This is a genomic window from Bacillus sp. UMB0893 (assembly GCF_002858905.1).
Classification (GTDB): domain Bacteria; phylum Bacillota; class Bacilli; order Bacillales; family Bacillaceae; genus Bacillus_P.
Window position 1 is genome coordinate 308541 of the sequence record NZ_PKLB01000002.1, and the last position, 13510, is coordinate 322050.

At 33.2% G+C, this 13510-nt stretch carries 12 protein-coding genes; all 12 read right to left on the reverse strand.

Going from position 1 to position 13510, the window contains the following annotated elements:
• Positions 1-12 precede the first annotated feature (12 nt).
• From CYJ36_RS07190 to CYJ36_RS07245, 12 genes are read right to left on the reverse strand one after another with little or no spacing between them, the layout of a single operon-like run.
• Positions 13-1173: a polysaccharide pyruvyl transferase family protein gene (locus tag CYJ36_RS07190; protein ID WP_101566256.1), complete on the reverse strand. Its 1161-nt coding sequence runs from the start codon at positions 1171-1173 to the stop codon at positions 13-15.
• Positions 1174-1187: 14 nt separating this feature from the next.
• Positions 1188-2222 carry a glycosyltransferase family 2 protein gene (locus tag CYJ36_RS07195; protein WP_101566258.1) on the reverse strand — a complete coding sequence of 345 codons (1035 nt, stop codon included), beginning with the start codon at positions 2220-2222 and terminating at the stop codon, positions 1188-1190.
• A 13-nt stretch (positions 2223-2235) separates the two neighbouring features.
• Entirely contained in the window at positions 2236-3426 is a 1191-nt protein-coding gene (locus CYJ36_RS07200) for a glycosyltransferase (RefSeq protein WP_101566260.1), read from the reverse strand.
• Between the two features lie 2 nt (positions 3427-3428).
• Complete coding sequence (locus tag CYJ36_RS07205) at positions 3429-4301, reverse strand: glycosyltransferase family 32 protein (protein ID WP_308315273.1); 873 nt, start codon at positions 4299-4301, stop codon at positions 3429-3431.
• Positions 4280-5407 (reverse strand): glycosyltransferase, encoded by a 1128-nt coding sequence (locus CYJ36_RS07210; RefSeq protein WP_101566264.1) that lies wholly within the window; start codon positions 5405-5407, stop codon positions 4280-4282. Before CYJ36_RS07210 ends, CYJ36_RS07205 begins: the two co-directional genes overlap by 22 nt.
• Before the next feature lie 22 nt (positions 5408-5429).
• Positions 5430-6491 carry an EpsG family protein gene (locus tag CYJ36_RS07215; protein ID WP_101566266.1) on the reverse strand — a complete coding sequence of 354 codons (1062 nt, stop codon included), beginning with the start codon at positions 6489-6491 and terminating at the stop codon, positions 5430-5432.
• A 30-nt stretch (positions 6492-6521) separates the two neighbouring features.
• Positions 6522-7409: a glycosyltransferase family 2 protein gene (locus tag CYJ36_RS07220; protein ID WP_101566268.1), complete on the reverse strand. Its 888-nt coding sequence runs from the start codon at positions 7407-7409 to the stop codon at positions 6522-6524.
• A 2-nt stretch (positions 7410-7411) separates the two neighbouring features.
• Positions 7412-8521 carry a glycosyltransferase family 1 protein gene (locus CYJ36_RS07225; protein WP_101566270.1) on the reverse strand — a complete coding sequence of 370 codons (1110 nt, stop codon included), beginning with the start codon at positions 8519-8521 and terminating at the stop codon, positions 7412-7414.
• A gap of 10 nt (positions 8522-8531) precedes the next feature.
• Positions 8532-9599 carry a glycosyltransferase gene (locus CYJ36_RS07230; RefSeq protein ID WP_101566273.1) on the reverse strand — a complete coding sequence of 356 codons (1068 nt, stop codon included), beginning with the start codon at positions 9597-9599 and terminating at the stop codon, positions 8532-8534.
• Entirely contained in the window at positions 9562-10728 is a 1167-nt protein-coding gene (locus tag CYJ36_RS07235) for a glycosyltransferase family 4 protein (protein ID WP_101566275.1), read from the reverse strand. Before CYJ36_RS07235 ends, CYJ36_RS07230 begins: the two co-directional genes overlap by 38 nt.
• Before the next feature lie 57 nt (positions 10729-10785).
• Positions 10786-11667 (reverse strand): UTP--glucose-1-phosphate uridylyltransferase GalU, encoded by an 882-nt coding sequence (gene galU, locus CYJ36_RS07240; protein ID WP_101566277.1) that lies wholly within the window; start codon positions 11665-11667, stop codon positions 10786-10788.
• 14 nt (positions 11668-11681) lie between these two features.
• Positions 11682-13508, reverse strand: coding sequence for a polysaccharide biosynthesis protein (locus CYJ36_RS07245; protein ID WP_101566279.1), 1827 nt, complete (start codon positions 13506-13508; stop codon positions 11682-11684).
• Positions 13509-13510 lie beyond the last annotated feature (2 nt).

Genomic DNA, 13510 nt, shown 5'->3' on the forward strand with positions numbered 1-13510 from the left:
GGGCATCCTCAGTTACTTAGAAATCTCATATAAGTAATCAACAGCTTTATACGACATTTCTTTTATTTTAGGAATCGTCTCTTGTAACTTGTTTTTCAGTTCTTTTTCTTCATTTACCATTTCATTAAAAGCAGTAATTAATTTTTTGCTATTTGATATTTCATTTAGATTTAACACTAGCTTTTCTTCTCCAAATAAATCTAGTGCAATTCCTTTCGATTTGACACTATATCCTAATACGATTGTGGGTACGCAATTGGAATAAGCTGCAATTGTAGCATGTGTTCTGGCTCCAATGAAAAATCTCATTCTTGCTATGTACCCCTTATATTGGATTGCATTTAAATGGTCCGGTAAAAGAATGACTCTGCCAGAGCTTTCAAATTCCATATAATACTCGTTTAATATTTCATGATCATTGTTTCCTTGATCAATTACATGAGGTGTTAATGCGATTGTCATTGAAGTTGTCGATAAAATATGTTCAATTAATTCTCTTACTGAAGATTTAGACTGTTTATTTCGATTCATTACAAGGGGACTGAAATTCAGGCCTACAGTATTTTCTTCTTGCCAACCTGCAGGTAATTCTAATTCTTCTTTTTCCATTGTAAAAGCTGGGTCCGCACATAATCTAACATTTTTAAGGCCTTTCCTGAGTAACATTTTGTATGTTAAAGACTCTCTGGCAAGAATAAGATCAAAAAGCATTAAATCCTCTAACTTTCTAGAAGACATATCCTCTTCACCAATAGAGCATCCCCACAAGACTAGATTTTTCCCTTGAGCTTTTACTCTTTTATTCACCTCATACCAGCCAGGTTGTTCCCCATAGCAGTAATTGTCTCCTCCAATTGAAAGACAGACATCTTTATTTTTTATCAGTTTGATGACTTTCTGATGAATCTTCCCATAAGCATAAGATTCATCTCTGAATAATTTTACTTTCAATGAGGAAACAGCCCAATCAAATGAAAATTTTTTAATCGGACTATTAGAACCATCATATATACCATCTAGATTATTTATTATTGTATCTGTCTCCGGTCTATAAGATGCTAAGTAAACTCTAGAATCATTTATTTTTTCTTTTATTATTGTTGTTGAAGAACGAACTATTGCTTCACAGCCTCTGTTAGTGCTGCCACCATGAGCAAACATCATGATTTCCATGAGTATTACCACCTTTAGTATCGATTTCTGAATCTGCTGTAAAATACAGCACAATATATCCCAAGAGTAAATTTTTTCTCTATCATTTTAATAATAAATTTTTCATATCTTCCTAATGCATCATAATTTTCTTTATAAAAAATAGACAATGCTTCTATAGTAGAACTATTCCCTATCATATTTTCTACATATTTATATCTTTTAATTAAGTTAATATCTTTACTGGGTGATAGATAAATATGAATAATTGATAAAATATTATTAATAAATTTCATTGATTTCAATTTCTTGATCTTTTCTTTTTCCAAATGCGGTAAAAGAGATTCCGTTATATTATCACTGTATATTTCTAAAACTCTTTTAAAGTAATCTTTTTCTGAAATATTTCTTGTGGCACTGCCTTCTACCTCTCTATAGTTATACCCGGCGTAATCTATGTATATTGCACTTGATGCAATTTTAAAGAAATTAATATTAAATAATCCATCCTCTCCTAATACTACATTTTCCGGGAACATTACATTTCTACTTTTCAAAATACTGCTTTTAAATATTTTATTAACTACACTATTGAAGTTGTCGGATTTTATAAGATGAGTTAAAATTTCATTTTTAATAAATTTTTCATTTATAATAGTGTTTTCAGGAAAAGAATACTTAGTTATTAATTTTTTATCATTTATTTGGCTTATTATATTGGAAATGACAACATCACAATTACTTATTGAACCTTTGTTATATAAAGTTTCAAACATGTCTGTATTAATGGAATCGTCAGCATCTACAAACCCTATATACTCACCTGAAGCTATTTTTAAACCAACATTTCTTGCTGCACTTACTCCTCTATTCTTCTGGTTAATAAGTCTGATTTTATTTGAAATAATTCTATAACTTTCAATTATTTCTTTACTCTTGTCATGAGAGCCATCATTCACAAAAATAAATTCACATTCTTTAAGGGACTGATTTAGAAGTGAATCAATACATTCACTTAAATATTTTTCTGCATTATAGACAGGTATGATAACACTCACTTTAATTTTCATATAAATCTCACCTTTATGCACTTACTATTTTATATAGTTTTTCTAATTCTATAGTATTACCGTAATTACGATTTGAAACGTTTTCTATAAATTCATTACGGATGTCTGTTTCTGAATAAAGTTTTTCTATTCCGTCGGATAAACCTTCAATACTTAGATCACATATTATTCCTTCGACGCCATTTAGAATTTGACTAGATGCTGTAGGATATTTAGTAATGAGAATCGGTTTACCTAATATTTTCGCTTCTGTCACAGTAACAGCTTTACCTTCATATCTTGAAGGCTGAACATATAAATTCGCAGCTTTAATATATGGGTATGGATTACTTTTTTTTCCTAATAAGATAAAACTGTCTTCTAAATTATATAACTTTATTAAGTTTTTTATTTTTTTCTCATCTCCGCCGTATCCTACGACATACCAGCAGATGTCGTTATTACCTTGTTCTTTTACTCTTTTTAATGCTTCAACAGCCATATCAATTCCCTTAGCATGAGATAACCTTGCAACTGTGACAATTTTAAAACGATTATCTAAAAGCATTGGATTATTAACCGTTTCTCCCGCTAAATTTCTTACAAAATTTGGTTCATTTATATTTTCTATAACTATAATTTTTTCAGCAAATTCTTTGTATTTAGATAAGAATGCTTTTTTACAGTCTTCAGAAACTGCTACAATACAGTCGAATTTTTTCCACATTTTGATATCTGAGTCTATATCTGTTTCAATGACGGAATAATCAGTATGAATCCAAGCAATCTTTTTTTTAGCCTTAACCTTTTCTGCTACAAAATAATGTGGCCAAAGGTAACTTATTGCAACATCATATTCTTTATTTAACTTTGGAAGAAATCGCAATGAATATTTCCACATAAGCTGCATCTGTAAATATCCAGAGTCAGTCATTTTTCTAGATTTGCTCGTAGCAATCAATTTTGCAATAATTCTCATGAATCCAAGTGAATAGTACCTTTCACTAAATACTTCCATAATAGATTTTCTAAAAGAAGTGTATTTGGGTATTTCATCCAACATATTTACATTCTTTGAAACCAAATTCAGTAAATCACCTTTATGTCTAAATAACATTAGATCAGTTTGATTATCTTGATAATTAAAGTTATCCAATAAACTAATTAAACTTCTCTCTACACCGCCAATTTCCATATCAAACGAAGTGAACAATACTTTTCTCATCTTTATCTCCCACTTCTAGTAATAAGTTCTCTAAGATATGCAAAGTTATTTCCTCCTAATACTTTTACAATATTCCCTTTGATAACTCCCTTAACTTTAACCCTTAGTGGTAGCCAACTCTTATAAAAATAATGGATTGCATATGTGTTTTCACTTAAGAATTTTCTTCCGTTTATATAGTCATAAGGTGAAAAATATGTTTGAGGAAAAAAGGCACCTATTCCGTCTATTACTTGATACTCTCCGTTAAGCATTAGTTTTTTACTTTCTAATAATTTTGTAACTACAGCAACGTTTGTTAAGCTGTCAAATGATCCATCTTGCTTTATGAACTTCTTACTTTCATATGAATCTAAAAAATTCTTAATGAAACGGTTTCCCTTAACAGCTCCTATAGTGCTGGTAGCTATGAAGTTTTCTTGCTCAAATCCCCAAAATGATTCATGATAAAGAATATCATCGAATGGTTTAAAAACTTCAACATCAGTATCTAAATATATTCCGCCAAAATGATAAAGTGCGTATAATCTCACATAATCACTTACAAATGCATACTTCCCTGCGTGATATGCATCTTTTACGTATGAATAAGAATTAATATCATAATTATCTTCGTTCCACTCTATAATTTCATAACCATGTAAATTCTTCCTCCAGCTTTCAATACATTTGTTTATAATTGCTGGTTTTTCTTTTTTACCAAACCAACAATAATGGATTATCTTAGGAATCTTAGCAGCTGAATCTAACGTTTCAATACTAGTCATATATAGCTCCCTTCTTGTATGATTTTCAATTAAGGCTCTAATCATCTGCTTTTTACTTTGTATTAATTCTTTAAGACCGTGGGCATCTATCTTTCTAGTTCGTATAATCTTGAAATTTGCTTTAAAGTTTTACTAAAATCATAGCCCTCTTTCTCAAAGACGGATTTTATTCTCTTTACATCTTTCTCCTTTTTTAAAAATCCAGTTGAATATTTAATCCATTCATCCCTTTTTTCCAATGGTAAAAAATTTATCAATCCTAATCCCAGATCAACTGTTTTTTCAATATTACTTGAAATTAAACAAGGTATTCCTTTAGCCTGTGCTTCAATAGCAACAAAAGGAATACCTTCAAAACGAGAAGGAAGAATTAGAAGGTCGAATAGAGCCATTAAATCAGGAACATCACTACGATTGCCTAAGATTCTTGAATTACTTTGCAAATCTTTACTAATCAATATCTCCTCTATTTTTGATCTATGTGGTCCCTCACCAACGATTATTAATACACTTTTTTCGTTTAAAGATTTTACTTTGTCAAAAAGCTTTACATAGAATAGTATGTTTTTTACATCAACTAATCTTCCAACAAATCCAATAACATATTTATCTTCTGAAATATTTAATTCTTTTCGAAGTTTGGTTATTGAATTATTATCTATTATTGTAAACCTATCAACATCTATACTATTGGATAAAAAATTTACATCCTTTAGTAGACTGTGTTTTCCGAATAAAAAGTAAGCAGATTTCTCGTTACAAGCAACTCTAGATGAAGAGCAAAAATTTATTAACTTCCTCATAAAAAACCTATGAATTTTTCTGCTTATCTTTTTTTCTCCCTCATCTCCTCCACCATGAGCATGACAAATACGTATTTTTACTCCTGCTAATTTAGCCGCTAGCATTACTGCACCCGAATTGAACATTGCGTGTGCATGAACGACGTCTGGTTTAATCTCTTTAAGAGTTTTAAACAAAACTTTGAAGTATTTAAACACCCCTACTTCAGTCCTATCCGGAATTCTGATAATTTTGCTTCCCAAGGATAAAACTTCATCATCATAATGTCCTTTAGATGCATCATGAATAATATAATCAACTTCTGTTTTTTCTCTATCAATATTTCTAGCAATATTCATTACAAAAGCTTCAGTACCACCACAAAATAACCCTCCAAGAACTTGTACGACCTTAATTTTTTTTTGAACCATATTTTTCTCCCTAAATTATTTGTCATAAGTAGTTGCTCTCATAAAAAACATCAAGTGCTAAAACATGTTCGTAATAAAAATAAATTATATAAAATATCAAAATACAATAATATATTATTCTTTTATTTCTATTTTTAAACAAAACTATTAACCATGATATTAAAATTAAATTATATAGTCCAAAGTAAATACTAAATCTTGCGAAAATCCAGTTTTGGGTAGAGATTACTAAGAATAAAAAATTAATAATTGATAAGTTTACGATATAGCCACTTTTTGGCCATAGAGATTTAAGTTTCTCTTTTCCTATATAAGCAATGATTAGAGGTACAATATTTACAGCTACCCGAAGATAGCTAGCTCCTCCTTCTTGGAATTCACTATAATGGGCATATTGTGTGGTCTTAAGCGCTGTAAATAGAATTGTTGAAAATTCATTGTAACCAATAACTATTAGAATAGAAGTTAAAAGAATACTAACAGTCATTTTAGTCCAAGCTTCTCTTCTTACTATAAAATAAATAGGTAATAACACTATGGCACTCTTATGAAAAGTTGAAGCAATAATTATTGTTAATAGATATTTTTTTATTTCTCCATTCAATATAAATTTTGTACCCAAGAAAACTATTGCTGCAGCGAAATATTGACGAATACCATTCATGGAAACGGTGTACATACCAGAAGTAATGTATACATATATTGAAAGTTCGAAGATTCGTGAATATCTATAAAGAACTATTACAATTAAGCTGTTCGTTATAAGAGCTGTAACAAATAATAGTATTTGAGGATCATTAGAAATATTTTTCAATAAAAGTTGTAAAATACTAAAGCCGAAGTCACCAGTATAATCTAGTTCATAGAGACTATAATTGAAAAGGATATAAGAGTGCACATAAAATGGAGTGTCACCAATATTATTTCTAAGTCCAGATACAATTACTAAACAAGAAATTGTTAGTATTACTAAAAATGGATTGAGCTTTTGATATGTATTATTAAATGAAAGGGGTTTAGAAAAATATCGTGCAAAAAAAGAAAAAATGTATACAGCAGTTAAATTTATCCACAATATTGTCATATCTACATCCTTTCGATAATAATTCCCTTATTAAAATATTCTTTTTTCAGAGTTTATAATATAAAAATACAAGACTATACCCAGTGGTACGGTTAAAAGTGTAGTTAGAAACCTCGGTGAATCTATAAGAAACCTCTTATTTTTTATCATCAAGCTACTCGAAACGTAATGGACCGATTCTCTAAAACGGTCTTTAAAAGTCGGTGAATATTGAATACCAATTTTCCTATAAAAAGCAAACCCTTTGGGATTTCTTTTATATTGACTCATCATGTTCATGCTAGAACCATCTGGCAAATATTCAACATGACATAAAATTTTATTCATAACTAATAATGGATACATCTGGTCAATAAGCACGTACTTGTAACTTAACGGACAATATTTTTCCCCCGGAAAGATAGGATAAGGAGGTGTCTTTTTGATAAGTTCAGTTCTATAAACTAATTTCTTATCCCCTTTTACTTTATATTTCGCATACAAATTAGATAATGTTGACTCATTTAAATTACCAGGCATTTTAGTTCCGATAATTTCCCCATCAGGAGTAGCATCAAGACCGACAAGTCCTGCATATTTTTCACCACCGTACTTCTTCCAATATTCAACAATCTTTTCAACAGCGTCATCAGCCAAATAATCATCTGAATCAATACAAACATTTAATTCGGTTTCTATTTTTTCATATGCAGTATTGTGAGCTCCATGCATCCCTTGATTATCTTGGTAGAAGTAAGTTATTTTTATCTTATTTTCATTTATCCATCCATCTACAAGTTTTCCTGTATCATCTGTAGATCCATCATCAATAATAAGCCAAACAAAGTCATGAGAGCTTTGTCTTAACAAACTTTCATAACATTTGTATAAAGTGTACGATCTATTATAAGTTGGTGTGAAAATTGTAAGAGTTGCCAAATTCAATTCACCTCACTTAAGTTTGATTGCTGGGTGTAAAATTCACTTAACCATTTTACATTATCGTTGACATCATATCCTCTGTCTGCAATATTAATTTTCTGAATATATCTTTTTGTTCGGATATTAATAATGTGTTCCGCCCATTCATGTACTGTCATGTTTAAACTAAGAAATTCTATAGATTCTGTTACTTTCGCTTCTAAAGGTGTTCCTGTAGAGGTAATACAGTGTAAGCCGTTTGCTTGTGCTTCTATTAACACGACACCTAAGCCTTCATATAACGAAGGAAATAAAAATAGGTCCATTGATTGCATTAAATTGGCAACATCATTTCTTAAACCTAAAAACCTTACTACTTTATCAAGCCCCAACTTAGAGACCTGTCTTTTTGAATCATTTAGAAGATCTCCTTCACCAACTAACATGAGAACTGCCTTTTTATTTTTCTTATAAATTTCATTGAAAACTTCTATTAGAAACTTATGATTTTTTTGAGGATTAAATCTTCCTACATGTCCAATAACAAATTTATCTTCTATATTTAGCTCAGATCTCATTCTCAATCTTGTATCTTGATTGAATTCGAATTCGGTACAGTCGATTGCATTTTTAAATATGATAGAATTAATACCTTTTCCAAACAACCACTTGCCTGCTTCATCTGAACAAGCAAAATATTTATTTGCATTTTCATTTAAGTATCTTTTGGCGAATAATCTAAAAGGATATTTATAATCTATTGGCAAACCTGCCAAATGACTATGAGAAATTCTACAAGGAATGTTTGCTTTTTTTGCTGCTCTTAATACAAATGAGCTGTTTTCATTTATATGAGAATGAACTATTTTATAGCCAGAGTTTTTTATAAAAAATTGGTCCAAGGATTTAAAATATTTTTTGTAATTTCCAGGTCTTATAGAAGGCAATCTGTAAATTCTTCCACCTAATTTCTCAATCTCCGAATCATAATCTCCTCTTTCATTTCTATGTACCATAAAATCAAATTGAATCTTGTTCCTATCCATCTTCCTGTAATAATTCATCAGCATAGTCTCAAGTCCACCGCGATTCATGATAGTAACTACCTGCAAAACACGCATCGGTTTCATCTTTTCCCTCCTAACGCACCGTTTTTCTTAGAAATTCTATGGATGTTAACATCATAAATAATCCTAATGCAATGCGTTTTTTTGCAAAGAAAAAAAACGTTTTCCAAACAATTGGACAGTGCTGCATGTCAAATTGGTTTAAAGAACGTTTTATATGCTTGCTTTTTAATATATGATTTAACTCAATTATTTTTTTTATAATTGAGCTTTTATTCCCTATGCTGATTGTATTTAACCCTAGTCCTAGTGTATTTATGCTTATTCTATTCGTTAATGCTGTTTGAAATACACCTTTGAGTTCTTTTTCTTGAAGGAAAATCTCCATTTTAGTATAGAGAGTTCCAAATTGATGAACAAGTTTTTGATTATACTTTGATGTTACAGATGTCTCGTTCATACGCCAGTAATGATATAAGGGCTGATTAAGGAATACAAAAGAAGTGGCATGATAAAAAACTTGGATATTAAACAATGTATCTTCATTGCTTCCAATTTCATTTAAATCGACAAACTCTAGTTTATTTTCTTTAATCAGTTCCGATTTATATAGCTTCGACCAAACAGTACCCCAGGCATCAAGATATTCTGGATTTGATACTTCTTTTTCAATTGGTCCAATAAGCCTTCTTAGTATATTCGTTTTCAATTCCTCATTCACATATTTTCTATTGTCAGCAACTTCGAATATCTTCTCTTTTGAATGGGTACCGAATTCACGAATGTACGAACACATGACAATATCAGCTTGTTCTTTTTCTGCAGTTTGATAAAGTACTTGGTACATGTTTTCGTCAATCCAATCATCCGGATCAACAAATCCTATATATGTTCCCGTTGCTTTTTGTAATCCATCGTTTCTAGCTGAGGATACTCCATTATTCTTTTTGTGTATAGCAATAATTTCATTATGCCTCTTAGCATATTCATCTAAAATACATCCGCTTGAATCTGTTGAACCATCATTGATGGCTATAATCTCAAAATCTTTAAATGACTGCAAAAGAAGGCTGTCCAAGCATCTGGATAAATATTTTTCCACATTATAGATAGGCACGATTATACTGATCTTTGGTTTCATTGGTATCCCTCAACATATATCTGGCGTAGATTTCTGAAAGCTCTATACTGACACTTGATATTTGATAATTTTTCACTCTTTTTATACTCATCGATCCTAAATTCCTGTGTAATAGTTTTGATTGTGAGATGTCATTGATTTTCCTTGAAAACAGGTCAATATCTTGATTTTTAATAAGGTATCCATTCACGCCATCCTCCACCAGTTCCCCATGCCCCCGATTCTCAGTAGCCACAACTGGCAGCCCACAAGCCATAGCCTCCATAATATTCACTGGCAGCCCTTCACGAAGACTTGATCCAACGGCTAAGTCGCACATCGGCAAGATGGTATCGATATCATTTCTAAATCCTAGGAAATGAACCATTTTCTCAATGCCTTTCGTTTTAGCCATCTGTTTGCATTCATCTAATAGAGTGCCTTCGCCAGCCAATAGAAGTTTGGCGTTTGGCAGCTTTTCTTTTATTCGTGAAATTGCATTCAGCAAGAGTTGCTGGTTCTTATTCTTGTTAAATTCCGCTGCATAAAAAAGTAAGAAATCATCCGATTTATATCCGAAGGATTCCCTTCTAGCTGCTCTTTCTGCTTCCGATATAGGTTTGAACTTTTCAGTATCCACCCCAACCCCATGGACATGCTCAACTGATCCCGCTCCAAATCGGCGCTCAGTTGCCAGCTGATAATCTTCTTCGTTAATCGTAATCAGACAATCCGTATAATTAGATAGCCATTTTTCAATTGGATAATAAGTCAGCCAATTTTGAAGGGGTGCTCCTTTGCAAAAGTGAAAGCCGTGTGCGGTGTAGATTACTTTTGTGCCTTGTTTTCTTGCTTCTTTTGCAGCAAGCCGGGTGAGAACACCTCCGACTGGGGTATGGCAATGGATGATTTTGTATTGATTTTGATTGATAATGTCCCTTAGCTGGCGAAATGCTGCTGAGTTTCTTCTATTAAATGGTGACCGCTGAATCGGCAGGTTGAATTTTTGATCAACGTATGGGAGTTCGATATTACCGAGTGCAGCGACATGAACTTCCCAGCCTTGTTCTTTGAACCATTTTAAGATGGGAAGATGAAAGCTTTTAAAGTGGTAATCAACCGTTGCAGAGAACAGCACTTTTTTCGGCATGTTTATCACCCTACTTGAAAGAAAAACACTCACATAAAATGGAGTGTTTTCGTTTCGTTATTTTTTTGATAATTCTTTTTCCATGAGATCGGATAAGTAGTGAAGTAAATCATATTTCAGTTCGCCATGTTTTAGGGCAAATTCAATGGTTGTTTTGATGAAGCCGAGCTTTTCGCCAACATCATAGCGGATTCCTTCGAAGTCATAGGCGTATACGGCTTCAATCTGATTGAGTGCTGCAATGGCATCGGTAAGCTGAATTTCTCCGCCTGCACCTGGTTTTTGATTGTTTAATAGGTCGAAGATTCTTGGGCTTAAAATGTATCTGCCCAGGATGGCCAAATTAGATGGTGCTTCCTCAAGCTTTGGCTTTTCGACTAAGTGGTTGACGTTATAGAATCGTTCTCCTATTTTGGATCCGTCTACAATGCCATATCTTGAAACTTCTTCGTCCGGTACATGCTGTACTCCGATAATAGAGGCGTTATAGCGTTCGTATTGTTCAATCATTTGTTTTAGGCAAGGCTTTTCGGCTGTCACGATATCGTCTCCAAGCAAAACGGCGAATGGTTCGTTTCCGATAAATTTGCGGGCACACCAGATGGCGTGTCCTAATCCTTTTGGTTCTTTTTGACGGATATAATGAATATCTACTAGTTTTGAAGATTTTTGAACTTCATTTAATAGCTCCAGCTTTCCTTTTTCAAGGAGGTTTTGCTCGAGCTCAAATGAGTTATCGAAGTGATCTTCGATGGCTCGTTTTCCTTTGCCTGTTACGATGATAATATCCTCAATCCCAGATTCTACTGCTTCTTCTACAATGTATTGGATTGTTGGTTTGTCTACAATTGGGAGCATTTCTTTTGGCATTGCTTTAGTTGCTGGAAGAAATCTTGTCCCCAATCCAGCGGCTGGAATAATGGCTTTTTTGACTTTCATAGGTACTCTCCTTTTTAACTAGGTATCGACAATAGTTCTTTTTCAGGCACCCTTTGGTTTGCCAGATTAAGAAGTTTTTCACGCAGTTCACTTTTTTCCATTTTTGAAAATGAATCAATGATATGCTGTATTTCTTCTATATAAAGAGTAGCCGTTTTTCCGACGTAGATTTTCGGATATACTTGATGATCATGAACTTCATCATCCTTCAGTAATTCTTCAAATAGTTTTTCTCCTGGTCTCATCCCTGTTACTTCGATGTCAATGTCATCCAGTGTGTGACCTGACATTTTTATTAGGTTTTTAGCAAGGTCAATGATTTTCACAGGCTCTCCCATATCAAGTACGAATATTTCCCCGCCTCGTGCAAGTGCTCCTGCCTGCAAGACAAGTCTTGAAGCTTCGGGAATGGTCATAAAATACCGAACCATGTCAGGATGAGTGATAGTTACAGGTCCGCCTTTTTCTATTTGCTTCTTGAAAAGAGGGATGACGCTTCCCCTGCTGCCTAATACATTTCCAAAGCGAACGGCTACAAATTTGGTTTTACTGATTTGATCGAAGTGCTGAACAAGCATTTCTGCCAGTTTTTTCGTAGCACCCATTACACTTGTTGGATTTACTGCTTTATCCGTTGAAACCATGACGAATATTCCAACATTTGCCCATCTTGCAGCACTTGCTACATTGCGCGTGCCGATCACATTATTTTTCACAGCTTCTTCAGGATTTCGTTCCATTAACGGCACGTGTTTATGTGCAGCTGCATGGTAGACGATATAAGGCTGATGTCTGCTCATGACGTCATACATTTTTTTCTCATCTTGAAGATCGGCGATTTCGGTGACTAGTTCAATTTTTTGTTCTTCTGCCTCGCCACGTAGCTCCATTTCAATCGAATAAATGCTGTTTTCTCCATGTCCCAGAAGAACTAGTTTGCTAGGTCTGAATTTTATGATTTGTCTGCAAATCTCAGATCCTATTGACCCTCCAGCACCAGTTACGAGCACTGTCTTTTCTGATATGTTTTCAGAGATGCTGTCTATGTCAAGTTCAACTGGCTTGCGTCCTAAAAGATCTTCAACACGAACCTCGCGAATTTGATTAACCGAAACTTTACCGGTAATTAAATCTTCCAGCATCGGGATAATTTGTGTTTTTGCTTTTGTTTTTAAGCATTCATTAAAAATGTTCTGCAATCCTTTTTTGCTTAGAGAAGGAATGGCAATGATAATATTCTCAATTTCAAGATCGCGGACCTTTTCTTCTATGGTGGCGACACCGCCAACAACTGGTATGCCAAGTATGTCGAGCTTTTGTTTGTTTACATTATCATCAATAAATGCGACAGGATGCATATCTGCATCTGCACTCTTATTCAGCTGTCTTGCAACCATCGTTCCCGCTGAACCTGCCCCGATAATTAACGTTCTTTTCTTGCTGCTTGATCGGTTTATGTAAGTGTCCCGATACATTCTCCAGAAAAAACGCGAACCCCCAATCAGCAGCATGTGTATCATCCAGGTTACTGCAAGCAGCCTGAAATGGGCTTCTTGTTCAATAAGCTGCTGCATGACAGCCGTTGTTAAAATGGAAAAGGTAATCGCCTTAAAAATGATGAAAAGTTCTCCGATGCTTGCGTATTCCCATGCTTTGTTATAAAGCTTATATAGAAAAGAAAAAATATGATGACTTATTAACAGGGTCAATGAGCTGATGATTAATGGCCATGTAAGAACATGCAGATCTGCCTCTAGAAGAAAGCGGCTAAAGAAGATGGCTGAAAGAACAATAACGGAATCAATAATAATTAATAATGACAGCCTCCGATGATAGGTCATCA